The sequence below is a fragment of the Jejubacter calystegiae genome, from assembly GCF_005671395.1.
Classification (GTDB): Bacteria; Pseudomonadota; Gammaproteobacteria; order Enterobacterales; family Enterobacteriaceae; genus Jejubacter; species Jejubacter calystegiae.
On sequence record NZ_CP040428.1, the window covers coordinates 3,111,744 to 3,138,105 of the forward strand.

General features: G+C 56.8%; 17 protein-coding genes. 13 read left to right on the forward strand and 4 right to left on the reverse strand.

Features of this window, described 5'->3' with window-relative positions; translation table 11 throughout:
- Window positions 1-53: 53 nt before the first annotated feature.
- The 9 genes from FEM41_RS14300 to FEM41_RS14340 all read left to right on the forward strand — a co-directional run bounded on the left by FEM41_RS14300 (window position 54) and on the right by FEM41_RS14340 (window position 14,532).
- On the forward strand, window positions 54-3,866 hold the full coding sequence (locus FEM41_RS14300) for a DNA translocase FtsK 4TM domain-containing protein (protein WP_138096603.1): 3,813 nt from the start codon (window positions 54-56) through the stop codon (window positions 3,864-3,866).
- Window positions 3,867-4,007: 141 nt separating this feature from the next.
- Window positions 4,008-4,619 carry an outer membrane lipoprotein periplasmic chaperone LolA gene (gene lolA, locus FEM41_RS14305; RefSeq protein ID WP_138096604.1) on the forward strand — a complete coding sequence of 204 codons (612 nt, stop codon included), beginning with the start codon at window positions 4,008-4,010 and terminating at the stop codon, window positions 4,617-4,619.
- Window positions 4,620-4,627: 8 nt separating this feature from the next.
- Window positions 4,628-5,971, forward strand: coding sequence for a replication-associated recombination protein A (locus tag FEM41_RS14310; protein ID WP_138096605.1), 1,344 nt, complete (start codon window positions 4,628-4,630; stop codon window positions 5,969-5,971).
- 92 nt (window positions 5,972-6,063) lie between these two features.
- Entirely contained in the window at window positions 6,064-7,356 is a 1,293-nt protein-coding gene (gene serS, locus FEM41_RS14315; protein ID WP_138096607.1) for a serine--tRNA ligase, read from the forward strand.
- A gap of 216 nt (window positions 7,357-7,572) precedes the next feature.
- Window positions 7,573-10,014 carry a dimethylsulfoxide reductase subunit A gene (dmsA, locus tag FEM41_RS14320; RefSeq protein ID WP_138096609.1) on the forward strand — a complete coding sequence of 814 codons (2,442 nt, stop codon included), beginning with the start codon at window positions 7,573-7,575 and terminating at the stop codon, window positions 10,012-10,014.
- A gap of 10 nt (window positions 10,015-10,024) precedes the next feature.
- Window positions 10,025-10,642, forward strand: coding sequence for a DMSO/selenate family reductase complex B subunit (locus tag FEM41_RS14325; RefSeq protein WP_138096610.1), 618 nt, complete (start codon window positions 10,025-10,027; stop codon window positions 10,640-10,642).
- 1 nt (window position 10,643) lies between these two features.
- Window positions 10,644-11,507, forward strand: coding sequence for a DmsC/YnfH family molybdoenzyme membrane anchor subunit (locus FEM41_RS14330; RefSeq protein WP_138096612.1), 864 nt, complete (start codon window positions 10,644-10,646; stop codon window positions 11,505-11,507).
- A 298-nt stretch (window positions 11,508-11,805) separates the two neighbouring features.
- Window positions 11,806-12,954 (forward strand): MFS transporter, encoded by a 1,149-nt coding sequence (locus FEM41_RS14335; protein WP_138096614.1) that lies wholly within the window; start codon window positions 11,806-11,808, stop codon window positions 12,952-12,954.
- A gap of 291 nt (window positions 12,955-13,245) precedes the next feature.
- A complete protein-coding gene (locus tag FEM41_RS14340; protein ID WP_138096616.1) occupies window positions 13,246-14,532 on the forward strand; it encodes a glycosyltransferase family protein in 1,287 nt (428 codons plus the stop codon).
- A 47-nt stretch (window positions 14,533-14,579) separates the two neighbouring features.
- Here FEM41_RS14340 and pflA read toward each other — a convergent pair whose 3' ends face one another.
- From pflA to ycaO, 4 genes are all read right to left on the reverse strand, one after another.
- Entirely contained in the window at window positions 14,580-15,320 is a 741-nt protein-coding gene (gene pflA / locus FEM41_RS14345; RefSeq protein ID WP_138096618.1) for a pyruvate formate lyase 1-activating protein, read from the reverse strand.
- A gap of 172 nt (window positions 15,321-15,492) precedes the next feature.
- Entirely contained in the window at window positions 15,493-17,775 is a 2,283-nt protein-coding gene (gene pflB, locus FEM41_RS14350) for a formate C-acetyltransferase (RefSeq protein WP_138096620.1), read from the reverse strand.
- A gap of 49 nt (window positions 17,776-17,824) precedes the next feature.
- Window positions 17,825-18,682, reverse strand: coding sequence for a formate transporter FocA (focA, locus tag FEM41_RS14355; protein ID WP_138096622.1), 858 nt, complete (start codon window positions 18,680-18,682; stop codon window positions 17,825-17,827).
- Window positions 18,683-19,078: 396 nt separating this feature from the next.
- A complete protein-coding gene (gene ycaO, locus FEM41_RS14360) occupies window positions 19,079-20,845 on the reverse strand; it encodes a 30S ribosomal protein S12 methylthiotransferase accessory factor YcaO (protein ID WP_138096624.1) in 1,767 nt (588 codons plus the stop codon).
- 289 nt (window positions 20,846-21,134) lie between these two features.
- Between ycaO and serC the strand changes: the two genes are divergently transcribed.
- The 4 genes from serC (at window position 21,135) to rpsA (ending at window position 26,291) form a co-directional block, all read left to right on the forward strand.
- Window positions 21,135-22,223 (forward strand): 3-phosphoserine/phosphohydroxythreonine transaminase, encoded by a 1,089-nt coding sequence (gene serC, locus FEM41_RS14365; protein WP_138096626.1) that lies wholly within the window; start codon window positions 21,135-21,137, stop codon window positions 22,221-22,223.
- 68 nt (window positions 22,224-22,291) lie between these two features.
- Entirely contained in the window at window positions 22,292-23,578 is a 1,287-nt protein-coding gene (gene aroA, locus FEM41_RS14370) for a 3-phosphoshikimate 1-carboxyvinyltransferase (RefSeq protein ID WP_138096628.1), read from the forward strand.
- Window positions 23,579-23,830: 252 nt separating this feature from the next.
- On the forward strand, window positions 23,831-24,508 hold the full coding sequence (cmk, locus tag FEM41_RS14375; protein WP_138096630.1) for a (d)CMP kinase: 678 nt from the start codon (window positions 23,831-23,833) through the stop codon (window positions 24,506-24,508).
- A 109-nt stretch (window positions 24,509-24,617) separates the two neighbouring features.
- A complete protein-coding gene (rpsA, locus tag FEM41_RS14380) occupies window positions 24,618-26,291 on the forward strand; it encodes a 30S ribosomal protein S1 (protein WP_138096632.1) in 1,674 nt (557 codons plus the stop codon).
- The last annotated feature ends 71 nt before the right edge of the window (window positions 26,292-26,362 follow it).

Consider the following 26,362-nt stretch of genomic DNA (forward strand, 5'->3'; position numbering starts at 1 on the left):
CCGAAAACGCCTCCCTTGTGTTGTCGGGCACCCTTAAACCTGGAGAGCTTTTTTTGAGCCAGGAATATACAGAAGATAAAGAAGTCACATTGACAAGGCTGAGCAGCGGACGCCGTTTGTATGAGGCGTTGCTGGTGCTGATCGCACTGTTTGCCGTCTACCTGATCGTCGCTTTACTCAGCTTTAATCCCTCCGATCCCAGTTGGTCTCAGACCGCCTGGCATGAGCCGATCCATAACTGGGGCGGGGCACCCGGTGCCTGGCTTGCAGATACGCTGTTTTTCATTTTCGGCGTGATGGCCTGGGCTATCCCGATCATTATTCTCGGCGCCTGCGCCTTCGCCTGGCGCCGTCGCGATAACGATGACTACATCGATTATTTCGCCATATCGCTGCGCCTTATCGGAGCGTTAGCGCTGATTATTACCTCCTGCGGCCTGGCGGCGATTAACGCCGATGATATCTGGTACTTTGCCTCTGGCGGCGTGATTGGCAGCCTGCTCAGCACTGCCATGATGCCGCTGCTGAACAGCAGCGGCGGAACCATCGCGCTGCTGTGCGTCTGGGCCGCGGGTCTGACGCTGTTCACCGGCTGGTCCTGGGTCAACATTGCCGAAAAGCTGGGCAGCCTGGTGCTGACGGTGCTGACCTTTGCCAGTAACCGAACCCGTCGTGACAACACCTGGCAGGATGACGAGTACGATGACGAAGAGTACGACGACGAAGAGAGCCCGCAGCCGGCGCCGGAGTCAAACAAATCGCGCCGCGCCCGCATTCTGCAGGGGGCACTGGCTCGCCGCCGTCGCCTGGCGGAAAAATTTACCAACCCGGTAGGGCACAAAAGCGATGCCGCTCTCTTTTCCGGTAAGCGGATGGATGAAGAGGATCCGCTGTTTTCCGGTCAGGCGGCGGATGCTGCGCCTTATCGCGGACAGGAACGCTATAGCGATGACCCGCTGCTGAATGGCCATACCATCGCTGACTTCGCGGACGACCCGCTGATGAACGGTCAGCCGATTACCCAGGCCGCCGTCGCTCAGCCCGCCAGTGAGTGGAACGAGGCGCAGATGGCGGCGCCTTCGACCCAACGGGTGGAGATGCCTGCTCCGGAAAGCGGGAGCGCGCCCGCTATCAACTGGGAGCCTGCGCCGACCACCGTCACGCCGGAACCGGTTATCGCCCCGGCGCCGGAAAATATCCCGGTGGCGCAGCCTTACCAGCATGCCGCGCAGCAATTACCGAACGAAGTGACCAGCCACTGGTCGCCTCAGACTCCTGAGCAGGAGCCGCAGCTACAGCCGGAACAGTCCCAGCCGTATCATCAGCCGGAGCCGTATCCGCAATCTCAACCGTCTGAGCCCTGGCATCAGCCTCAGCAGTATCCGCAAGATTCCGCGCTGGAAAGCGCTACACAGGTTGAAGCGCACGGAGCACAGCCGCAGGTTGGGGAAGAGGAGGTGAAGCCTTCTCGTCCGCCGCTCTATCACTTTGAAGAAGTTGAGGCGCGCCGCGCTCGTGAACGTGAGCAACTGGAAGCCTGGTATCAGCCTGTTCCTGAACAGGGACGTGAACCGGAACCAGCCAGACCGGACGTTAGCCAGGAAGTGCCTGGTGCGACCTTTATGCCTGACGATGCCGGGCTGCCGGATGGAGCCGCCGTGCCGGATCCCCAGCATGCCGCTCAGGTGGCGAAAGGCGTTGCGGGTGCCGCCGTGGCGGCGTCAGCCGCGAGTGCCGCCTCCTGGACCCCTCGTCCTCAGGTGAAAGAGGGGATTGGCCCGCAGTTGCCGCGTCCGAATCGGGTGCGCGTGCCGACGCGACGTGAACTGGCTTCCTACGGAATTAAGCTGCCTTCCCAGCGCCAGGCCGAAGAGCGCGCCCGGGCCGGACTTTCGAACAACGATCTCAGCGATGATGAGATCGAAGCCATGCAGCAGGATGAGCTGGCCCGCCAGTTTGCCGCCAGCCAGCAGCAGCGCTACGGCGAAGAGTATCATCACGACGAAGCGACGGTTGATGAAAACGACGATGAAGACGCCGCGCTTCAGGCCGAGCTGGCGCGTCAGTTCGCCGAAACCCAGCGTCAGCGCTATAGCAGCGAGCAGGAGGAGCACCCGTCTACGCCTGCCGCTGTGCCGCAGCCTCAGCGTCCGGCATCCCTGTTTGAACCGGTCGAACCGCAGCCGCCGGTACAACCTCAGCAGGCGCCGGTACAGCAGCCTGGCTATGGCGCTCAGCCCCAGCAGCCGATACAGCCCCAGCAGCCGGTACAGCCTCAGCAGCCACCGGCGCAACAGCCGGGCTATGGGGCGCAGCCGCCTCAGGACAGCCTGATCCACCCGTTCCTGGTGCGTAATGGAGACGATCGTCCGCTGCATAGGCCAACGACGCCGCTGCCGACCCTCGATCTATTGACGGCGCCGCCGACGGAAGTCGAACCCGTGGATACTTTCGCGCTCCAGCAGATGGCGCGCCTGGTTGAAGCACGGCTGGCCGACTTCCGTATTAAGGCCGATGTGGTGAACTATTCGCCGGGTCCGGTCATCACCCGCTTTGAGCTGAATCTGGCGCCGGGGGTGAAGGCCGCGCGTATTTCTAACCTGTCGCGCGATCTGGCCCGCTCGCTCTCTACCGTGGCGGTACGCGTCGTGGAGGTGATTCCCGGTAAACCCTATGTCGGCCTGGAGCTGCCGAACAAGAAACGCCAGACCGTCTACCTGCGAGAAGTGCTGGACTGCGACAAGTTCCGCGAAAGCAAATCGCCGCTGTCTGTGGTACTGGGTAAGGACATCGCGGGCGATCCCGTGGTGGCCGATCTCCAGAAAATGCCTCACCTGCTGGTGGCCGGTACTACCGGTTCCGGTAAGTCGGTGGGCGTTAACGCCATGATTATCAGTATGCTGTATAAAGCGACGCCGGAAGAGGTTCGCTTTATTATGATCGACCCCAAAATGCTGGAGCTGTCGGTCTATGAGGGCATTCCACATCTGCTGACCGAAGTGGTCACCGATATGAAAGACGCCGCTAACGCGCTGCGCTGGAGCGTTAACGAGATGGAGCGCCGCTATAAGCTGATGTCGGCGCTGGGCGTGCGTAACCTGGCCGGATATAACGAACGGGTGGAAGAGGCCGAGCGTATGGGCCGTCCTATCCCCGATCCGTTCTGGAAGCCGGGCGACAGCATGGATACCACCCATCCGGTACTGAAAAAAGAGCCTTATATCGTGGTGCTGGTGGATGAGTTCGCCGATCTGATGATGACCGTAGGCAAGAAGGTGGAAGAGCTGATCGCGCGTCTGGCCCAGAAAGCGCGTGCCGCGGGTATTCATCTGGTGCTGGCGACTCAGCGTCCGTCGGTGGATGTTATCACGGGTCTGATCAAGGCCAACATCCCGACCCGTATCGCCTTTACCGTTTCCAGTAAAATTGACTCCCGTACTATCCTCGATCAGGGCGGTGCTGAGTCGCTGCTGGGGATGGGGGATATGCTCTATGCCGCGCCAAACTCCACCATGCCGATGCGCGTCCATGGCGCCTTTGTGCGCGACCAGGAAGTACATGCGGTAGTGCAGGACTGGAAAGCGCGCGGCCGTCCGCAGTATGTTGACGGTATTACCTCCGACGGCGGCGGTGAAGGTGGCGGCGGCGGTTTCGACGGCGAAGAAGAGCTGGATGCGCTGTTCGACCAGGCGGTCGCCTTCGTGGTTGAAAAGCGTAAGGCGTCGATCTCCGGAGTACAGCGCCAGTTCCGCATCGGTTATAACCGCGCGGCGCGTATTATCGAACAGATGGAAGCGCAGGGGATTGTCAGCCCGCAGGGCCATAACGGCAACCGTGAAGTGCTGGCTCCGCCGCCGTTCGAATAGCGGCGGTCTGGCCTGTCGGCGCCGTGCAAAGTTGCGTAAAGAAATGGAAAATCAGCCATTTCCGCTGGCAGGCGCCAGGCTAAACGGCAACATAGATAGCCAGAACGACCCCCACCGGGGGCGAAACGTTGAGGGAACATTATGAAGAAAGTCGCAATTGCCTGTGCCCTGGCCTCGGGGTTTGTCATGAGTCACGCCTGGGCGAGTGCTGCCAGCGACCTGAAGAGCCGCCTGGATAAAGTCAGCAGCTTTGAAGCCAGTTTTACCCAGAAAGTGACGGACGCGGGCGGCGCGGCAGTGCAGGAGGGTGAAGGTCAGCTGTGGGTTAAGCGCCCGGATCTCTTTAACTGGCATATGACGGCACCGGACGAAAGCGTGCTGGTCTCCGATGGTAAAACGCTGTGGTTCTATAACCCGTTTGTCGAGCAGGCCAGCGCGACCTGGCTGAAAGATGCCACCAGCAATACTCCTTTTATGCTGATTGCGCGCAATCAGTCCAGCGACTGGCAGCAGTATAATATCAGGCAAAGCGGTGATAGCTTTGTGCTGACGCCGAAGCGTAGCGGTGGGAATTTGAAAGAGTTCACCATTAACGTAAGCAACAACGGAACCATCAACCAGTTCGGCGCCGTGGAGCAGGACGGGCAGCAAAGCAGCTACCAGCTCAAGTCCCAGAAGAACGGTGCGGTGGATATGAGCAAGTTTAAGTTTACCCCGCCTCAGGGCGTGACGGTGGACGACCAACGCAAGTAGAGGCCTGAGTGAGCAATCTGTCGCTCGATTTTTCCGATAACAGCTTCCAGCCTCTGGCCGCGCGCATGCGGCCAGAGAATCTGGCTCAGTATATCGGCCAGCAGCATTTACTGGCCCCTGGCAAACCGTTGCCGAAAGCGATTGAAGCCGGACAGCTCCATTCGATGATCCTCTGGGGACCGCCAGGCACCGGAAAAACCACCCTCGCAGAAGTGATTGCCCACTACGCCAATGCTGACGTGGAGCGAATCTCCGCGGTAACTTCCGGAGTAAAGGATATTCGTGAGGCCATTGAACGGGCTCGCCAGAGCCGCAATGCGGGTCGACGTACCATCCTGTTCGTTGATGAGGTGCACCGCTTCAATAAGAGCCAGCAGGACGCATTCTTACCCCATATTGAAGACGGCACTATCACTTTTATTGGCGCCACCACCGAAAATCCTTCTTTCGAACTTAACTCGGCTTTGCTGTCCCGGGCCAGAGTCTATCTGCTGAAATCCCTGACCACGTCAGACATCGAAAAGGTGCTGAATCAGGCCATGGAGGATAAAGCGCGCGGCTTTGGCGGGCAAAATATCGTACTGCCGGATGAGACGCGGCTGGCGATTGCCGGGCTGGTCAATGGCGATGCCCGCCGGGCGCTAAATACGCTCGAGATGATGGTCGATATGGCCGACGCCGACGCTGCCGGCAAACGGATACTGACGCCTGCGCTACTGACTGAAATTGCCGGTGAACGCAGCGCCCGTTTCGATAATAAAGGCGATCGCTTCTACGATCTGATTTCGGCGCTGCATAAATCGGTGCGCGGTTCGGCGCCGGACGCGGCCCTTTACTGGTACGCCCGCATTATCACGGCCGGTGGCGATCCACTCTATGTGGCGCGTCGCTGCCTGGCGATCGCGTCTGAAGACGTGGGTAATGCCGACCCCCGCGCCATGCAGGTGGCCATTTCCGCCTGGGACTGTTTTACCCGGGTAGGGCCAGCGGAAGGGGAGCGCGCCATCGCTCAGGCCATTGTCTATCTGGCCTGCGCACCCAAGAGCAATGCGGTCTATACCGCTTTCAAGGCTGCGATGGCCGATGCCCGCGAGCGTCCCGACTACGATGTGCCGCCCCATCTGCGCAATGCGCCCACCAAACTGATGAAAGAGATGGGCTACGGGCAGGAGTATCGCTATGCCCACGATGAGCCCGGCGCCTATGCCGCCGGTGAGGTCTATTTCCCTGAAGAAATGGGCCAGACCCGCTATTATCATCCCACTTCCCGGGGCCTTGAAGGCAAGATTGGCGAAAAGCTCGCCTGGCTCGCTGAACAGGATCAAAATAGCCCGACAAAACGCTACCGCTAGTGCGGACGTTGCGGTAAGGTTACCCTAATCTCAATCAGGCCGCAGGCTGCGGCCTTTTTATTCGTTCTCAATTCGATAAGCACAGGATAAGCATGCTCGATCCCAATCTGCTGCGTAACGAGCCAGACGCAGTCGCTGAAAAACTGGCACGCCGGGGCTTTAAGCTGGATGTAGATAAATTGCGCGCGCTTGAAGAGCGCCGCAAAGTGCTGCAGGTCAAAACGGAAAACCTGCAGGCTGAGCGCAATTCCCGATCGAAATCCATCGGCCAGGCGAAAGCGCGCGGCGAAGATATTGAGCCGCTGCGTCAGCAAGTCAATCAGCTGGGTGAAGAGCTGGATGCGGCGAAAGCCGAACTGGATACCCTGCTGAATGAAATTCGCGATTACGCGCTGACCATTCCCAACCTGCCGGACGACAGCGTACCGGTGGGTAAAGACGAGAATGAAAATGTCGAAGTCAGCCGCTGGGGTACCCCGCGTGAGTTCGACTTCGAAGTGCGCGATCACGTGACGCTGGGCGAAATGCACAGCGGGCTGGATTTTGCCGCGGCGGTTAAGCTGACCGGCTCGCGCTTTGTGGTTATGAAGGGGCAGATTGCTCGTATGCACCGCGCGCTGGCGCAGTTCATGCTGGATCTGCATACCGAACAGCACGGCTATAGCGAAAACTACGTGCCCTACCTGGTGAATCACGAAACGCTGTACGGTACTGGTCAACTGCCGAAGTTTGCGGGCGATCTGTTCCATACCCGCCCGCTGGAAGAAGAGTCAGACAGCAGCAACTACGCGCTGATCCCAACTGCGGAAGTGCCGCTGACCAACCTGGTGCGCGGCGAGATTCTGGAAGAAGAGTCTCTGCCGATTAAGATGACCGCCCATACCCCTTGCTTCCGTTCCGAAGCGGGTTCTTACGGTCGTGATACCCGTGGCCTTATCCGTATGCACCAGTTCGATAAAGTCGAGATGGTGCAGGTGGTTAACCCAGATCACTCTATGGATGCCCTGGAAGAGATGACCGGCCACGCCGAAAAAGTGCTGCAGCTGCTGGGTCTTCCGTACCGTAAAGTCGCGCTCTGTACCGGTGACATGGGCTTCTCCGCCTGTAAGACCTATGATCTTGAAGTCTGGGTACCGGCGCAGAATACCTACCGTGAAATCTCCTCCTGCTCTAACGTTGGGGACTTCCAGGCGCGCCGCATGCAGGCTCGCTGCCGCAGCAAGACCGAGAAGAAACCGCGTCTGGTGCATACCCTGAATGGCTCAGGCCTGGCAGTGGGACGTACCCTGGTGGCGGTGCTGGAAAACTACCAGCAGGCCGATGGCCGCATTGAAATTCCAGAGGCTCTGCGTCCTTATATGAATGGCCTGACGCATATCGGTTAAGTCACATCTGTAAGAAAAAACGCCTTCGGGCGTTTTTTTTATGCCCGCCTTGATGCCTGACAAAGTCTTCTACCACTAAAGCAGTACCATTCCACGCACAGGGGAGCCCGTCGTAAAAAAATAAGGGCGCCTTGGTTGACCCTTTACCGCTCCCCGTATCGTTTCACTGGTGCAGCCTCCGGCCGTACCGTTTTAATGAGCAATGTGTGGGGTATCATGGAATACAAATCCTCCGGGGCAATTCTGGCGGCGGAGTTCAGCCGCCGCTCGCTGGTTAAAGGGGGCGCCATTTGTGGCCTGGCGGCCGCCAGCGGCGCACTGACGCTGCCCTTTTCCCGAACGGCTATCGCGGGTGCGATAGCGGGTGAAGACGCTCGTGAAAAAGTGGTCTGGAGTGCCTGTACCGTAAACTGCGGCAGTCGCTGTCCGCTGCGGATGCATGTGGTCAATGACGAAATCCGCTACGTTGAAACCGATAATACCGGTGACGATAACTATGAAGGGTTACATCAGGTACGCGCCTGTCTGCGCGGTCGTTCCATGCGGCGTCGGGTTTATAACGCCGATCGCCTGAAGTATCCCATGAAGCGTTCAGGCAAACGCGGCGAAGGTAAGTTCGAGCGTATCTCCTGGGAGGAGGCGTTCGATACTATCGCCAGCAATATGCAGCGCCTGATTAAAGATTACGGCAACGAGTCTATCTATCTGAACTACGGCACCGGTACTCTCGGTGGCACCATGACCCGCTCATGGCCGCCGGGTAACACCCTGGTCGCCCGTCTGATGAACTGCTGCGGCGGTTACCTCAATCACTACGGTGATTATTCTACTGCGCAGATTGCTGAAGGTCTGAACTACACCTATGGCGGCTGGGCAGACGGTAACAGTCCCTCCGATATCGAAAACAGTCGACTGGTGGTGCTGTTCGGCAATAACCCCGGTGAAACCCGCATGAGCGGCGGCGGCGTGACTTACTACGTGGAGCAGGCCCGCGAGCGCTCTGATGCGCGGATGATCATTATCGATCCGCGCTACACCGATACCGGCGCTGGTCGTGAAGATGAGTGGATCCCCATCCGTCCGGGTACCGATGCGGCGCTGGTCGCGGCGCTGGCCTGGGTGATGATCAATGAAAATCTGGTGGATCAGCCGTTCCTGGATAAATACTGCGTCGGTTACGACGAAAAAACGCTGCCCGCGGGGGCTCCGGCTAACGGTCACTATAAGGCGTATATCCTGGGGCAGGGCAGCGATGGCGTGGCCAAAACGCCCGCCTGGGCTTCAGCCATTACCGGTATTCCCGAAGCGCGCATTATCAAACTGGCCCGGGAGATTGCCACAGCGAAACCGGCCTTTATTTCTCAGGGCTGGGGGCCGCAGCGCCATGCTAACGGCGAACTGGTCTCCAGAGCCATTGCCATGCTGCCGATCCTGACCGGCAACGTGGGGGTCCATGGCGGCAACAGCGGCGCGCGTGAAGGCTCTTACAGTCTGCCGTTCGTGCGGATGCCGACCCTGGAAAACCCGGTTCAGACCAGTATCTCAATGTTCCTGTGGACCGATGCCATCGAACGCGGCCCGGAAATGACGGCGCTGAAAGACGGCGTACGCGGTAAAGATAAGCTGGATGTGCCCATCAAGATGGTCTGGAACTATGCCGGTAACTGTCTGGTGAATCAGCATTCGGAAATCAACCGCACTCACGAGATTCTGCAAGACGACCAGAAGTGCGAGCTGATTGTGGTGATTGATAACCATATGACCGCGTCGGCGAAATATGCCGATATTCTGCTGCCGGACTGTACCGCCTCTGAGCAGATGGATTTCGCGCTGGATGCCTCCTGCGGCAATATGGCCTACGTAATTTTTGCCGATCAGGCGATCAAGCCGCGTTTCGAATGCAAAACCATCTATGAGATGACCAGCGAAATCGCCCGCCGGATGGGAGTAGAGCAGCAGTTTACCGAGGGACGCACTCAGGAAGAGTGGCTGCGTCATCTCTATGCTCAGTCCAGGGAAGCGATTCCTGAACTGCCGGACTTCGACACCTTCCGCCGTCAGGGCATCTTTAAAAAGCGCGATCCAGAAGGTCATCACGTGGCCTATAAGGCATTCCGCGCCGATCCTAAGGCCAATCCGCTGACCACGCCGTCGGGCAAAATCGAGATCTACTCGGAGCAGCTTGCGCAGATCGCCGCCAGCTGGCAACTGCAAGAGGACGATGTCATCGATCCGCTTCCAGTCTACAGCGCCGGCTTTGAAAACTACGACGATCCGCTCAGCGAAAAATATCCGCTGCAGCTGACCGGTTTTCACTACAAGGCTCGCACTCACTCAACCTACGGCAACGTCGATGTGCTGAAGGCCGCCTGTCGTCAGGAGATGTGGATCAACCCGCTGGATGCCCGGGCACGCGGCATCAGCAATGGCGAGAGGGTACGCATCTTTAACGGTCGCGGCGAAGTGCATATTCACGCCAAAGTCACGCCGCGTATCCTGCCGGGCGTGGTGGCGCTGGGGGAAGGGGCCTGGTACAACCCGGACGCTAACCGAATCGATCGCGCAGGCAGCATCAACGTTTTGACCACCCAGCGTCCTTCCCCGCTGGCCAAAGGTAATCCATCCCATACCAACCTGGTCCAGGTGGCAAAGGTTTAAGGAGTAGAGAATGACAACCCAGTATGGCTTTTATATCGACTCCAGCCGCTGCACCGGTTGCAAAACCTGCGAGCTGGCGTGTAAGGACTACAAAGATCTGACGCCGGATGTCAGCTTCCGCCGCATCTATGAGTATGCCGGGGGAGACTGGCAGGAAGATAACGGGGTCTGGCACCAGAATGTGTTCGCCTATTACCTTTCCATCTCCTGCAACCACTGCGCCGATCCAGCCTGTACCAAAGTGTGCCCGAGCGGCGCCATGCATAAGCGGGAAGATGGCTTCGTGGTGGTGAATGAAGATGTCTGCATCGGCTGCCGATACTGCCATATGGCTTGCCCCTATGGCGCGCCGCAGTACAACGCGGAAAAAGGGCATATGACCAAGTGCGACGGCTGCTATGAGCGGGTTGCGCAAGGCCATAAGCCTATCTGCGTGGAGTCCTGCCCGCTGCGGGCGCTGGATTTCGGCCCGATCGAGGAGCTGCGCCGCACCCATGGCGAACTGGCGGAAGTGGCGCCGCTACCGGCAGCACACTTTACCCGCCCCAATATTGTGATTAAACCTAACGCCAGCAGCCGTCCCTGTGGGGATACCACCGGTTATCTGGCCAACCCGAAGGAGGTGTGAGATGGGGAGTGGATGGCATGAATGGCCGCTGATGGTCTTCACCGTTCTGGGGCAGTGTGTGGCCGGTGGGGCGATTGTGATGGCGCTGGCGCTGCTGGGGGGAAACCTTCCGGCGGAACAGCGGCGTCGGGCCGAGCTGGCCATGGTGGTGCTGTGGGTACTGATGGGCATTGCCTTTATCGCCTCTGTACTGCACCTGGGTTCGCCGCTGCGCGCCTTTAATTCGCTGAACCGCATCGGTCAGTCGGCGCTCAGCAATGAGATTGCCGGCGGTTCGCTGTTCTTTGCGGTTGGTGGTCTTGGCTGGCTACTGACGGCGGTGAATAAGCTTCCGCCGCTGCTGTCGCGTTTGTGGCTGGTGGCGATGATTGTGCTGGCGGTAGTGTTTGTCTGGCTGACCAGTCGGGTATACAGCACCATCGATACCGTGCCGACATGGTATGGTTTCTGGACCCCGCTGAGTTTCTTCCTGACCATGTTTATCGGTGGTCCATTGCTGGGTTACCTGCTACTGCGGGTGGCGGGCGTGGAAGGTTGGGCTCTGCGTCTGCTACCGGCGATTACGCTGCTGGCGCTGCTGGTAAGCCTGGTGGTGCTCTCGCTGCAGGGGGCGCAGCTTTCGGGGATCCACAGTTCCGTGCAGCAGGCGACGGCGCTGGTGCCGGACTTCGGGGCGCTGCTTTCCTGGCGTCTGATGTTGGTGGCGCTGGCACTGGCATTATGGATTGTGCCGCAATTGCGCGGCGCGCTGCCGGGTACCGGGCTGATGGTTATCGCCTTCGTACTGGTGCTGGCCGGTGAACTGATTGGTCGCGGCGTCTTCTACGGGCTGCATATGACGGTCGGTATGGCAGTGGCCGGATAACGGTTGTCAGGATGTTGAATAAGCCGACCTGTGGGTCGGCTTATTTATAGGGTAGCCACAAAAAAATTTTCCGCTTTTTCGATGAAATTTTTAGCGTGATCCGTTTCGCATCTTTCCTTGTTACTCCTTTAAATAACAATGAGATAGTAAATTGCGCCGTCACGCTGCTTCGCATAAGGATTAGTATTTCAAATCGTCGCCCGGCGGCGGTGAATATTCGGCGCTGAGGGTGGATTGACAATGTTTTTGCCGGTGGCATGATGCGCTCACTTACCTCCTTCCATACGGTTTAAAACACATGTCTGTCTGGACCCGGCCAGTGCTTTTTCTGCTCTGTGGCCTGCTTTTGCTGACCCTGGCGATAGCGGTGATGAACACGCTGGTGCCGCTGTGGCTTGCCCATGACCAACTGCCGACCTGGCAGGTGGGGATGGTCAGCTCCTCTTATTTCACCGGTAACCTGCTGGGCACGCTGATTACCGGACTACTGGTGAAAAAGCTGGGTTTTAACCGTAGCTACTGGCTGGCATCGTTGATTTTTGCCGTAGCCTGCGCCGGTCTGGGACTGGCGGTCGGCTTCTGGAGCTGGCTGATGTGGCGTTTTGTGGCCGGTATCGGCTGTGCCATGATCTGGGTGGTGGTGGAAAGCGCGCTGATGTGCAGCGGTACCTCCCGTAATCGTGGGCGTCTGCTGGCTGCTTACATGATGGTCTACTACATGGGGACCGTGGCGGGTCAGTTGCTTATCAGCAAGGTATCTACAGAGCTGCTGAGCGTACTACCCTGGGTCACCGCGCTGGTGCTGGCAGGTATGCTGCCGTTGTTATTTGCCCGCATTCTGAGCGGCCATGGCGAGCACCAGGCCGCCACGCCGATGTGGAGCATGCTGCGTTTGCGTCAGGCGCGTCTGGGGGTTAATGGCTGCATTATCTCCGGGATAGTGCTGGGTTCGCTGTACGGGTTGATGCCGCTGTGGCTGAACCATCAGGGAATCAGCGATGCCCATATTGGTTTCTGGATGGCGGTCATGGTCAGCGCCGGGATTGTCGGTCAGTGGCCAATTGGTCGCCTTTCTGAGCGCTATGGGCGGCTGCTGGTGCTGCGGGTTCAGGTGTTTGTGGTGATTCTGGGCGCGCTGGCGATGCTGAGCAACGCGGCGATGGGTCCGTCGCTGTTTATTCTGGGGGCGGCGGGCTTTACCCTCTATCCGGTCGCCATGGCCTGGGCCTGTGAAAAGGTGGAACACCATCAGCTGGTGGCAATGAACCAGGCGCTGCTGTTGAGTTACACCCTGGGTAGCCTGGCGGGCCCCTCCCTGACCTCAATGCTGATGGAGCGCTACTCTGATAATCTGCTGTTTATCACTATCGCCAGTGTGGCCTTCGTCTATCTGATGATGCTGCTGCGCAAAGCGGGCCATCATCCGACCCCGGTGGCGCACGCCTGATTTTCTCTGACCCTCAACGTACCAGGCCATAGCCTGCGTCGTTGAGGGCGATCCTGCCTTAGCTCCCCGTTCCCGGCTTTTCAGAAGTTCGTTTTTATCCCCCTGAATATGCAGCAACATCTAAAGATTATCTCTGCCGACACGGCAGTATGGAATCACCGCGATGACAGGTGCACTGGTACAGAATGAGGGCTATAAACCCGGCATGTCATCGGCATTGTGATTTCGCGATAGCGACATACTGGCCACGCACCTGGCTATACTGAATGCCTGGTGCGGTTGAGGCGAGCGATGAAAATGCTTATCTGTATCACCTGCTATAACGAATCTCCGGATCTATTGTTACCAAGCCTGGAGTCGGCCTGCGCGATCTCAGCGCAGGCGGATATCGCCATCGTCTTTGACGGTTGGGCGCAGATTCACGATGACACCAAACGGCTGCTGAATATCGACCCAGCGAATATTGGCGCCTGGGCTCCGGCCTCTTTCCGCCATACTCCTCTCACTCTTTATTGCAAAGCGGATAATCTGGGCAAGATCGATTCTATTCTGCGTTACTTTGATTATGCCCGGGAGCGGGGCTATGAGCATGTCTTCCAGTTGGACAGTGGCACTTGCTTTGGCCCTGAGCTGTTCCGCCAGATGTGCGCCGCAATGGGGGACGGCGCCGATGCCTGCTACGCCAACCTGGCGTTAAGCGAAACCGATGGCGGTGAGCTCTGTGGCTATCAGCAGTACTACTATCGCTGTGAACATCGGCGTACTATCTGGTACGCCTCCCGTCATATCCATCACGTGTTGCACGGACAGTTTAATGTAATTCGTGTTGCGGCCTTTTTCGCCTGCCGCTTCAATCGTTATCAGTCCCGGTTGGACGCTAATGTGCGGATGGTCGAGGATCGGGTGCTGGCTGCTTTGCTGGAACCACTGCGAATTTGCTACCTTGGCGATAATTGTGCGCAAACCGACCATTGTCGAAGTTGGCAGGAGCTACGCCATCAGCGACGACGCTGGATCAACGGTTCGGTGGCCAGTGATGCTTTTTGTATTACTCGCGGACTGCGTCCGCTCACCTGGGCATTTCTGGCATCTCTGCACCAGCTTAATATGCCGTTCCTGTTTGGTGCACTGCTGTGCGCTCTGTCTGTTAGCGTGGTCGGAGGATGGGCGATGGTGAGCCTGTTACCGGTAGCTCTGTTCATTCAGTGGGTGGCTGTCGGCGAACCCAGGGGAATGACCCGCTACGCGGTACTAAGTTACGGTATGGGGGCCTTATTTTGCCTGACACAGTTGGTGGGGCTTTGGGTTTTACCTCTGCTGCTGGCGAATATCTGGCTTCGTCGCTATAAGGTCCTGGTCTTCAGTTTGCATGCCTGGGCGGCCCTGAACTTTTTTGATGCTTCCTGGGGTACCAAGTGTAAGGCGGGGGCCCGGGCGCCGCTCAAAGAGTTTGCAATGGCACTGGCCTTGACTGGCATCAACTGGCTGCTCCTGCCATTAACAGCGACGCTCTATCTGGCGATGTCCACCTGGGAGATTTTTTTCTACTGGCGGTTGCGACGGGAAACTCGGGGATAGGATAAAGAAGGGGAGCCGGGGGAGGCCAGCTCCGTTCGGGTGGGAAGTCAGTACATCACCTTATGACCATACTGTTCCAGGATGCCCTTAACCCGTTCCATGGTCTCTTTCGGCGGTGGTTTTACGCCGTCCAGCTTGTACTCTTCACCCATGGCGACCCATTTGTGTTTGCCCAGCTCATGATAGGGCAGTAGCTCGATCTTTTCGACGTTCCCCATATCGCGGGTAAATTCGCCGAGTCGATGCGCGGAGTCATCGTCGTCCGACCAGCCGGGTACCACCACGTAGCGAATCCAGGTGTTAATGCCTTTGTCCGACAGGTAGCGGGCAAACTCCAGAGTACGGTGGTTGGAGACGCCGACCAGCAGCTGGTGCACATCATCATTCATCTGCTTGAGATCCAGCATCACCAGATCGGTGACCTCCAGCAGTTCGTCGATAACCGGATCGTAACGACGTACAAAGCCGTTGGTGTCCAGGCAGGTGTGGATTCCCTCTTTTTTACAGGCGCGGAACCAGTCGCGCACGAACTCTGCCTGCAAAATGGCCTCGCCGCCGGATGCGGTAACGCCACCGCCGGAAGCATTCATAAAGTGGCGATAGGTCACAACGTCTTTCATCAGATCTTCGACGGTAATCTCTTTACCGCCGTGGGTGTCCCAGGTATCGCGGTTATGGCAATAGAGGCAGCGCATCAGGCAGCCCTGGAAGAAGGTGATAAAGCGAATACCGGGACCGTCCACGGTGCCGCAGGATTCGAAGGAGTGAATGCGACCAATAGCTGACATTGCGATGTTATCTCCAGTTGGGCGCCCGCCGGGGCGGGGTTGCGCGGTCTGAGTGCCGCGTCGAGTCAATTTTGTGGGATTCCCTGGCAGGGAGTCTTACAAAAGCGGCTCTATAAAGAAGGCTCCACACCAGGTGGAGCCTTTTTATTTTACACCTTTTCAGTCAATCCCATTAAATGGACTGAGTGAAAGTACGGGTAATAACGTCCTGCTGCTGCTCTTTAGTCAGAGAGTTGAAGCGAACAGCGTAGCCGGAAACGCGGATGGTCAGCTGCGGATATTTCTCCGGGTTTTCCATCGCGTCGAGCAGCATTTCGCGGTTCATGACGTTAACGTTCAGGTGCTGACCGCCTTCGATGCTGGCTTCATGGTGGAAATAACCATCCATCAGGCCTGCCAGGTTGGTCTTACGCACTTCGTCATCTTTACCCAGCGCGTTCGGCACGATAGAGAAGGTATAGGAGATACCATCTTTCGCGTAGGCGAACGGCAGTTTAGCAACGGAAGTCAGAGAGGCAACGGCGCCTTTCTGGTCACGACCGTGCATCGGGTTAGCACCCGGGCCGAACGGAGCACCGGCGCGACGGCCATCCGGAGTGTTACCGGTTTTCTTACCATAAACCACGTTAGAGGTGATGGTCAGAACCGACTGAGTCGGGATAGCGTTGCGGTAGGTGGTCAGCTTCTGAATTTTCTTCATGAAGCGCTCTACCAGGTCTACGGCCAGGTCATCAACGCGCGGATCGTTATTACCGAACTGCGGGTATTCGCCTTCGATTTCGAAGTCGGTCGCCAGACCATCTTCGTCACGAATCGGCTTAACTTTTGCGTACTTGATAGCAGACAGGGAGTCAGCCGCAACGGACAGACCGGCGATACCGCAAGCCATGGTGCGAACAACGTCACGGTCGTGCAGAGCCATCAGAGAGGCTTCGTAGCTGTACTTGTCATGCATGTAGTGGATGATGTTCAGGGCGGTGACATACTGCTTCGCCAGCCAGTCCATGAAGTGATCCATGCGATCCATAACGGTATCGAAGTTCAGCACCTCGTCTTTGATCGGCGCTTCTTTCGGGCCAACCTGCATTTTCAGCTTCTCGTCCACGCCGCCGTTGATGGCATACAGCATGGTTTTCGCCAGGTTTGCACGGGCACCGAAGAACTGCATTTGCTTACCAACGATCATCGGGCTTACGCAGCAGGCGATAGCATAGTCGTCGTTGTTGAAATCCGGACGCATCAGGTCATCGTTCTCATACTGTACGGATGAGGTGTCGATGGAGACTTTCGCGGCGAATTTTTTGAAGTTCAGCGGCAGTTTTTCAGACCACAGAATGGTCATGTTCGGTTCCGGAGACGGCCCCATGGTGTACAGGGTGTTCAGGAAACGGAAGCTGCTTTTGGTGACCAGAGTACGGCCGTCGAGACCCATACCGCCGATAGATTCGGTTGCCCAAATCGGGTCGCCGGAGAACAGTTCGTCATATTCCGGAGTACGCAGGAAGCGAACCATACGCAGTTTCATCACCAGGTGGTCGATCATTTCCTGAGCGTCCTGTTCGGTGATTTTGCCTGCTTTCAGGTCACGGTCGATGTAAACATCCAGGAAGCTGGATACGCGACCGAAGGACATCGCAGCGCCGTTCTGAGATTTAACGGCGGCCAGGTAGCCGAAGTAGGTCCACTGTACGGCTTCCTGAGCGTTGGTTGCCGGGCCGGAGATATCGCAGCCGTATTTAGCCGCCATCTCTTTGATCTGACCCAGTGCGCGATGCTGTTCAGCGATCTCTTCACGCAGACGGATGGTCGCTTCCAGATCTTCGCCGTTCTCCAGTTTGGTCTGCAGAGAGGTAAACTGGGCGAATTTGTCTTTCATCAGGTAGTCGATACCGTACAGCGCAACGCGACGGTAGTCACCGATGATACGACCGCGGCCGTAGGCATCCGGCAGACCGGTCAGCACGCCGGATTTACGGCAGCGCAGGATGTCCGGAGTATAAACATCGAATACGCCCTGGTTGTGGGTCTTACGGTACTCGGTGAAGATCTTCAGGATTTCCGGATCGATTTCACGATCGTACGCCTTGCAGGAGTTAACGATCATTTTGATGCCGCCGAACGGAATCAGACCACGCTTCAGCGGTTTTTCAGTCTGCAGACCCACGATCTTTTCCAGATCTTTGATGATGTAGCCGGCATCGTGAGAGGTGATGGTAGAAGCTACGGCAGTATCGAAATCAACCGGCGCGTGAGTGCGGTTTTCGATTTTAACGCCTTCCATAACGTCATCCCACAGACGGGTAGTCGCATCGGTAGCGCCCGCCAGGAAGGATTCGTCGCCCTCATACGGGGTGTAGTTTTTCTGGATGAAGTCACGTACGTTGACTTCATTCTGCCAGTCACCTTTAGCAAAACCTTCCCAGGCTGTGGCTAACTTTTCATTAAGCTCGGACATGTAACACCTACCTTCTAATGTGGAGTTCTTATTTACCGCCCGGCGAGACTTAGTGCTTGTCGCCGCCGCGCAGATAAATCACCCAATACGTCAATCCAACCAGTAAACCACCACCGATGATGTTACCGATAGTCACCGGAATCAGGTTATCGGTGATGAAATGGGTTACGGTCAGATGTGAGAAACTTTCCGGCGTAGCGCCAATCGCCTGCCAGAATTCTGGTGAGCCGAAGTTGCGAATCATGATGCCCATGGGGATCATAAACATATTCGCAATGCTGTGCTCAAAGCCGCTGGCGACAAACATGCCGACGGGGAGCACCATAATCATAGCCTTATCCATCAGGCTGCGGCCGGAGTAGCTCATCCAGACCGCCAGGCAAACCATCAGGTTGGCCAGAATACCGAGGCATACGGCTTCGATAAATGTGTGATGCATTTTGTGGTCGGCCGTCTGCAGGACATTCAGTCCCCAACCGCCATTTGCCACCATATACTCACCGGACAGCCAGATGAGTAGAACAAAAAGTAGTGCGCCGATCAGGTTGCCAAGATAGACGTTAATCCAGTTTCTTGCCAGTTGTCCCCAGCTGATCCGGCCGCTGGCTTTGGCGACCACAATCAGTACCGTAGAGGTAAACAGGTCGGCGCCGCAGATCACGCAAAGAATAAGGCCGAGAGAGAAACAGATACCACCGATCAGTTTGGCGATGCCGTAAGGCATATCGGCAGTGCCCGTTGTGGCAGTGATATAAAAGACGAAAGCGATAGAGATGAAGACGCCCGCAGTAATGGCCAGAAAAAAAGTGGTCAGCGGATGTTTTGTTGCCTTATAAACACCCGCTTCTTCGGCAACTTTCGCCATAGCGGGTGGGAGTAACAGATCAAAAGGGTTGTCAGCTTTCACACTAACTCTCTCTTAACTAAGTCGGCGAGGAGATACTAACAAAGCATTATAGATGAGAATTTGATGCAGATCATATCTCGCCTGGCTAATGGGCCTGATAAATGTGTGTTTAATGCACATTTTCAGTGTAATTGATTGAATTAATTAGTAAAAATAAATTTTAAGATTTACGTGTTGAGTTGAAATATTTTCGATTCCTCCTCCTGTGCGGTTAATTTATTTGAATTATTGATGAAATTAAGTAACTGAAAGGCAAGACGGGTAAATTATTTATTTACCCATATTTAACCGCAGAGTTACATCTGAGCGACGCTGCGCAAAATAAAAAAACGGGGCGTCAGAAACGCCCCGTAATATAGCAAAATCCTCTCTACCCCAAGAGGGGTAGAATCAATTTTATTGCGCTTTGGTCTGGAATTGCGCCTTGGCGCGCTGAAGTTTTCCCCAGGCTCCCAGCAGCGCGCGATGCGCCGGGAAGGCGTGCAGATCGCTGTCTACCGTCTGCAGCCCGTAGAAGGGGGCTTCACCACTCATCGCCTGACTGGCGGCGTCGACCGTGTCAGCCCCGTACATACGGATAAAGGCATTCAGGTACTGTAGCGGTTCGCGCTCCTCTTCCATTGATAGCAGAAGCAGGGTTTGCAGACAGCGGTAGTAGCGGGCGCGCTCCGGGCTGAAGAGGGAAGCGTTAAACTCCATGGTCCATTCGGTCCAGATCAGCGCCTGATCCAGATCGCCGCCTGCCAGAGCCAGCATAGCCTTCAGCTCGCCAATGCGCAGGGTGTGCCAGCCGTTATCTTTCCCGGTGGCCAGACCCAGCAGTTCGCGAACCCGGGTAAAATCATCCAGTCCTTCGTCGTCCAGGCGTTCAATCAACTGCAGATATTCCTCTTTCTGCCAGCGGCTGTCCGGCAGACTCAGGATGGTATCGCGCAGGTGGCTGCCCATATTGTTATTGGCGAGCCACAAATCTTCCGCCGGATAGATATCGGACATGCCCGGCACCAGAATGCGGCAGGCGTAAACCCCCAGATGCTCGTAGTCGGCGATGTAGACCTCTTTATCTTCGGCATTGAAGATGGCCATCAGCGCGGCGAACTCTTCGGCGGTGGTGCCAGAGAAGTTCCAGTCCACGAATGGGTAATCGGCATCCTGTTTAAACATATCCCAGGAGATCAGGCCGCTGGAGTCGATAAAGTGCGTCTCCAGGTTAGCGTGTTCGGCTACCTCTTCGTCGTCGAAGGTTGGCGGGGTAAAGACATCCAGATCCTTCAGGCTACGGCCCTGAAGCAGTTCGGTAACGGTACGCTCCAGCGCCACGCCGAAGTCAGGATGGGCGCCAAACGAAGCAAAGCAGGTGCCGTTTTCCGGGTTAAACAGCACTACGCAGATCACGGGATATTTACCGCCCAGCGAGCCGTCATAGGCAAAGATCGGGAAGCCTTCGGCCTCCAGCTTTTCAATGGCGGCCACCACGGCGGGATAGCGTGCCAGTACCTCGCCCGGAATCTCCGGCAGGCTGATACTCTCGGCGATAATCCGGTTTTTAATATGGCGCTCGAAAACTTCGGACAGTCCCTGAACTCGCGCCTCGTTGGCGGTGTTGCCCGCCGACATGCCGTTAGACACGTACAGGTTACCGATGATGTTCATCGGAATATAAACGGTCTGATTATCCGACTGACGTACGAAGGGCAGGGCGCACACGCCGCGCTGGGTGTTACCGGTCTGCAGGTCGACCAGTTGGCTGCCGGTCAGCGCGCGATCCGGATCGTAGAAATCATGCAGACGCGGATCCAGGATCCCTTCCGGCAGGCTATCGTCCGCCGGGATCGGGAACCACTTCTCGTTAGGATAATGCACGAAGGGAGCGTTAGCCTGACTTTCTCCCAGCCAGAAGTCGGCGAAGAAATAGTTGGTGGACAGGCGCTCAAAATATTCGCCCAGCGCCGATGCCAGCGCGGCTTTTTCCGTGGCCCCTTTACCGTTGCTGAAACACAGCGGACACTCCTTATCGCGAATATGCACAGACCAGACATTGGGAACCGGGTTGAGCCAGGAGGCCTCTTCAATATTAAAGCCCAGGTCGGCGAGCTTTTTCTGGAAACCGGCGATGGAATCTTCCAGCGCGGCGTCTTTACCGGGAATAAAGGTTTGAGTCATAGCTGTTCACTTTCGTCGTACGCAAAGCGCGCAATGATACGGGTTTTGGCGGCGGGGTGCCATCTTCCCGGGCGGGGGGAAATAAAGAAAAATGGTGGGCTAATGGTGGGTATCTGGCAGGGGGGCCAGATAATTCTGCCAGGGGGGCGTGTTTTTCTGGTTGAATCTCTGGCTTGCACGGGGCGGCAAACCCTTAACCTCAGGGATTATCCGTTGCAGGCGGCACCACTGAGTGATAAAACCGATAGCCACAGAAGAAACAGATTGCTTAATACATTCGGTGAGGGAAATGACGCAGGTCTATAACTTTAGTTCCGGTCCGGCTATGTTGCCGGTAGATGTCCTTAAACTGGCTCAGGAAGAGCTGTGCGACTGGCAGGGCTTAGGGACTTCCGTGATGGAGATCAGCCATCGCAGCAAGGAGTTTATCGGGGTGGCTGAGCAGTCGGAAAAAGATTTACGCGATCTGCTGCAAATCCCGGATAACTACCGGGTATTGTTCTGCCACGGCGGGGGCCGGGGCCAGTTTTCGGCGCTGCCGCTCAATCTGTTGGGAGACAAAACCACGGCTGACTACGTGGATGGCGGATACTGGGCGGCCAGCGCGGTTAAAGAGGCGAAGAAATATCTGACGCCTAACGTTATCGATGCCAAAATTACCGTCGACGGTAAGCGCGCCCTGAAACCGATGCGCGAATGGCAGCCGACGCCGGGCGCCGCCTGGCTCCACTACTGCCCGAACGAAACCATCGACGGTATCGCTATTGATGAAACGCCGGACTTCGGTGACGACGTCGTGGTCGCGGCGGATTTCTCCTCCACCATTCTTTCCCGCGCTATTGATGTCAGCCGTTTTGGCCTGATCTACGCCGGAGCTCAGAAGAATATCGGCCCGGCAGGGCTGACGCTGGTTATCGTGCGTGAAGACCTGCTGGGTAAAGCCAGCAAGGCCTGTCCTTCGATCCTGGATTACACCGTATTGAACGAGAACGGCTCCATGTTCAATACGCCGCCCACCTTCGCCTGGTATCTGGCGGGGCTGGTCTTTAAGTGGCTGAAAGGCAAAGGCGGTGTGCCTGCCATGGAGGCCATTAACCAGCAAAAAGCGGCGCTACTGTATGGCACCATCGATCGCAGCGATTTCTACCGCAACGATGTCGCCGACGCCAACCGCTCACGAATGAACGTGCCGTTCCAGTTGGCGGACAGCAAGCTGGATGCGCTGTTCCTTGAAGAGTCCTTTGCTGCCGGGCTGCACGCGCTGAAAGGCCATCGGGTCGTGGGGGGGATGCGCGCCTCCATTTATAACGCCATGCCGCTGGAAGGCGTGAAGGCACTAACCGACTTTATGGTCGATTTCGAACGACGTCACGGGTAATCCGGATGCGTCTTTGCCCCGTACCTTGAGTACGGGGCTGGCTATTTTTATTGAGAGTTTTTGACTGTATGCAGGAATCCCTGACCCTGAAGCCGATTGCCCGCGTTGACGGCGCTATCCATCTTCCCGGCTCCAAGAGCGTTTCTAACCGTGCGTTGTTACTGGCGGCTCAGGCCAATGGCACCACGCGTCTGACCAATCTGTTGGACAGCGATGACGTACGCCATATGCTTAATGCCCTTAAGGCGTTGGGTGTGAGCTATCAGCTTTCCGACGATCGCACCATCTGTGAAGTCACTGGCGTGGGCGGCCCGTTGCAGTCTTCCGGCGCGCTGGAGCTGTTTCTGGGGAATGCTGGTACCGCTATGCGCCCGCTGGCGGCGGCGCTGTGCCTGGCAGACAACGACATCGTACTGACCGGCGAGCCGCGCATGAAAGAGCGCCCCATCGGCCATCTGGTGGATGCCCTGCGTCAGGGCGGCGCGCAGATCGACTATCTGGAGCAGCAGGATTACCCGCCGCTGCGCCTGCGGGGCGGCTTTCGCGGCGGGAAGGTGTCGGTCGACGGCAGCGTTTCCAGCCAGTTTCTGACCGCGCTGCTGATGACTGCGCCGCTGGCGCCGGAAGACACTCTGATTACGATTAAGGGCGAACTGGTTTCAAAACCCTATATTGATATCACCCTGCATCTGATGAAGAGCTTTGGCGTTGACGTGGAAAATGACAACTACCAGCGCTTTATCGTACGCGCCGGCCAGCAATATCAGGCGCCGGGCGACTATCTGGTCGAAGGGGATGCTTCATCGGCCTCTTACTTCCTGGCCGCCGCGGCTATCCGGGGCGGTACCGTGACCGTCAGCGGTATCGGTCGTCATAGCGTGCAGGGCGATATCCGGTTCGCCGACGTGCTGGAAAAAATGGGCGCGAAGATCGTCTGGGGTGATGACTATATTGCCTGCACCCGCGGCGAACTGAACGCCATTGATATGGATATGAACCATATTCCTGATGCGGCGATGACCATCGCTACCGCGGCGTTGTTTGCCCGCGGCACGACCTGCCTGCGCAACATCTATAACTGGCGGGTGAAAGAGACCGACAGGCTTTACGCCATGGCGACCGAGCTACGTAAGGTGGGAGCCGAGGTTGAAGAGGGTGAGGATTACATCCGCATTACACCGCCGCAGCAGCTTAAATTTGCTGAAATCGGCACTTACAACGATCACCGTATGGCGATGTGCTTCTCGTTGGTGGCCTTATCTGATACGCCGGTAACGATTCTGGATCCCGGCTGTACCGCCAAAACCTTCCCGGATTATTTCGAGAAACTTTCTGGCATCAGCACGCTTGCCTGATCGGCAAAGAGGCCTCTAATTCGGGGCCTCTTCCTGACGCTTCATTACACTCCCCATCGCTGAATTCTTCTACACTCTGCCTGATTGTTCCGGTTATGACGTATTTAGGATAACAGTCAGGCGGCTTGCAGCGTATAATGCGCCGCGTTTATGTATGGCCGCCTGTGCCCGACGTATCCCGGAAGCATCCGGCGGCGTATTGCCGTCGCCGCGTGGGCTGAGAGTGGGGGCAGGCTATAAAAGGAGAACAAGATGACGGCACCTGTGATTACAGTCGATGGCCCCGGCGGCGCTGGCAAAGGCACACTCTGCAAGGCGCTGGCAGCCGCGCTGGGCTGGCATCTGCTGGATTCCGGCGCGATCTATCGGGTACTGGCGCTGGCAGCGCTGCACCATCAGGTAAATCTTGAGTCCGAAGAGGCGCTGGCTCCTCTGGCCGCGCACCTTGACGTGCGCTTTGTGGCAGAGGAAGAGGAGCTACAGGTCATTCTGGAAGGCGAGGATGTCAGCGGTGAAATCCGTACCCAGGAGGTGGCCAATGCCGCTTCACAGGTAGCGGCGTTTCCCCGGGTGCGCGAAGCCCTGTTGCGCCGTCAGCGCGCTTTCCGGGAAGCCCCCGGGCTTATCGCCGACGGGCGTGATATGGGGACCGTCGTTTTCCCTGATGCGCCGGTAAAAATATTCCTCGACGCCTCTTCTGAGGAGCGTGCGCGCCGCCGTATGCTACAGTTGCAGGAGAAGGGCTTTAGTGTTAACTTTGAACGCCTTTTGGCCGAGATACAGGAACGCGACTCCCGCGATCGTAATCGGTCAGTAGCGCCTCTGGTACCGGCAGAAGATGCTCTGGTACTGGACTCAACGCGTTTGAGCATTGAGCAAGTTATTGAAAAAGCGCTACAATGCGCCCGCGAAAAGCTGGCGCTCGCATAAGCGACAGAATTTGCAGTACCCGCGGCAATGGAGTGTTTGCGGGCATGTTAAACAACCCCATCCGGCATGAAGCTAGGTGGACGTTAAAAAGTGATCCTGAAGATTAAACATGACTGAATCTTTTGCTCAACTCTTTGAAGAGTCCCTGAAAGAAATCGAAACCCGTCCGGGTTCCATTGTTCGCGGTGTTGTTGTTGCTATCGACAAAGACGTTGTACTGGTTGACGCCGGTCTGAAGTCTGAGTCTGCCATTCCGGCTGAGCAGTTCAAAAACGCCCAGGGCGAACTTGAAATCCAGGTGGGTGACGAAGTTGACGTTGCTCTGGATGCAGTAGAAGACGGTTTCGGTGAAACCCTGCTGTCTCGTGAGAAAGCCAAGCGTCACGAAGCATGGCTGATGCTGGAAAAAGCCTACGAAGAAGCAGAAACCGTTACTGGTGTTATCAACGGCAAAGTCAAGGGCGGCTTCACTGTTGAGCTGAACGGCATTCGTGCGTTCCTGCCGGGTTCCCTGGTAGACGTGCGTCCGGTACGCGACACCGTGCATCTGGAAGGCAAAGAGCTGGAATTCAAAGTAATCAAGCTCGACCAGAAGCGTAACAACGTTGTTGTTTCCCGCCGTGCGGTGATCGAGTCTGAAAACAGCGCCGAGCGCGATCAGCTGCTGGAAAACCTGCAGGAAGGCATGGAAGTTAAAGGTATCGTTAAGAACCTCACTGACTACGGTGCATTCGTTGATCTGGGCGGTGTTGACGGCCTGCTGCACATCACTGATATGGCCTGGAAGCGCGTTAAGCATCCGAGCGAAATCGTCAACGTGGGCGACGAAATCACTGTTAAAGTGCTGAAGTTCGACCGCGAGCGTACTCGTGTATCCCTGGGCCTGAAGCAGCTGGGCGAGGATCCGTGGGTCGCTATCGCTAAGCGTTATCCGGAAGGCACCCGCCTGACTGGTCGCGTTACCAACCTGACCGACTACGGCTGCTTCGTTGAAATCGAAGAAGGCGTTGAAGGTCTGGTTCACGTTTCCGAAATGGACTGGACCAACAAAAACATCCACCCGTCTAAAGTTGTTAATGTGGGCGACGTTGTGGAAGTTATGGTTCTGGACATCGACGAAGAGCGTCGCCGTATCTCCCTGGGCCTGAAGCAGTGCAAAGCCAACCCGTGGCAGCAGTTTGCTGAGACCCACAACAAGGGCGATCGCGTTGAAGGTAAAATCAAGTCTATCACTGACTTCGGTATCTTCATCGGCCTGGACGGCGGCATCGACGGTCTGGTTCACCTGTCTGACATCTCCTGGAACGTGGCTGGCGAAGAAGCCGTTCGCGAGTACAAGAAGGGTGATGAAATCGCAGCCGTGGTTCTGCAGGTCGACGCAGAGCGTGAGCGTATCTCCCTGGGCGTTAAGCAGCTGGCAGAAGATCCGTTCAACAACTACGTTGCGCTGAACAAGAAAGGTGCGATCGTTAACGGTAAAGTGACTGCTGTAGACGCGAAAGGTGCTACAGTAGAATTAGCTGACGGCGTAGAGGGTTACCTGCGCGCTTCTGAAGCTTCTCGCGACCGTATCGAAGACGCCACTCAGGTTCTGAGCGTGGGCGACGACGTTGAAGCTAAGTTCACCGGCGTTGATCGTAAAAACCGCGTTATCAGCCTGTCTGTTCGTGCGAAGGACGAAGCTGACGAGAAAGATGCTATCGCTTCTGTGAACAACAAGCAGGAAGAAGGCAACTTCACCAACGCTATGGCTGAAGCTTTCAAAGCGGCGAAAGGCGAGTAATCCCGTAAGGGCGCTAAATAAAAGGCGGCTACGGCCGCCTTTATTCGATGAGAGCTGTAAAATCTATTCCT

What these genes read in the sequence shown, in the direction of transcription:
- lolA (WP_138096604.1), top strand. Translation starts at nt 4,008, where the DNA reads ATGAAGAAAGTCGCAATTGCCTGTGCCCTGGCCTCGGGGTTTGTCATG.
- serS (WP_138096607.1), top strand. Translation starts at nt 6,064, where the DNA reads ATGCTCGATCCCAATCTGCTGCGTAACGAGCCAGACGCAGTCGCTGAA.
- dmsA (WP_138096609.1), top strand. Translation starts at nt 7,573, where the DNA reads ATGGAATACAAATCCTCCGGGGCAATTCTGGCGGCGGAGTTCAGCCGC.
- FEM41_RS14325 (WP_138096610.1), top strand. Translation starts at nt 10,025, where the DNA reads ATGACAACCCAGTATGGCTTTTATATCGACTCCAGCCGCTGCACCGGT.
- FEM41_RS14330 (WP_138096612.1), top strand. Translation starts at nt 10,644, where the DNA reads ATGGGGAGTGGATGGCATGAATGGCCGCTGATGGTCTTCACCGTTCTG.
- FEM41_RS14335 (WP_138096614.1), top strand. Translation starts at nt 11,806, where the DNA reads ATGTCTGTCTGGACCCGGCCAGTGCTTTTTCTGCTCTGTGGCCTGCTT.
- FEM41_RS14340 (WP_138096616.1), top strand. Translation starts at nt 13,246, where the DNA reads ATGAAAATGCTTATCTGTATCACCTGCTATAACGAATCTCCGGATCTA.
- pflA (WP_138096618.1), bottom strand. Translation starts at nt 15,320, where the DNA reads ATGTCAGCTATTGGTCGCATTCACTCCTTCGAATCCTGCGGCACCGTG.
- pflB (WP_138096620.1), bottom strand. Translation starts at nt 17,775, where the DNA reads ATGTCCGAGCTTAATGAAAAGTTAGCCACAGCCTGGGAAGGTTTTGCT.
- ycaO (WP_138096624.1), bottom strand. Translation starts at nt 20,845, where the DNA reads ATGACTCAAACCTTTATTCCCGGTAAAGACGCCGCGCTGGAAGATTCC.
- serC (WP_138096626.1), top strand. Translation starts at nt 21,135, where the DNA reads ATGACGCAGGTCTATAACTTTAGTTCCGGTCCGGCTATGTTGCCGGTA.
- aroA (WP_138096628.1), top strand. Translation starts at nt 22,292, where the DNA reads ATGCAGGAATCCCTGACCCTGAAGCCGATTGCCCGCGTTGACGGCGCT.
- cmk (WP_138096630.1), top strand. Translation starts at nt 23,831, where the DNA reads ATGACGGCACCTGTGATTACAGTCGATGGCCCCGGCGGCGCTGGCAAA.
- rpsA (WP_138096632.1), top strand. Translation starts at nt 24,618, where the DNA reads ATGACTGAATCTTTTGCTCAACTCTTTGAAGAGTCCCTGAAAGAAATC.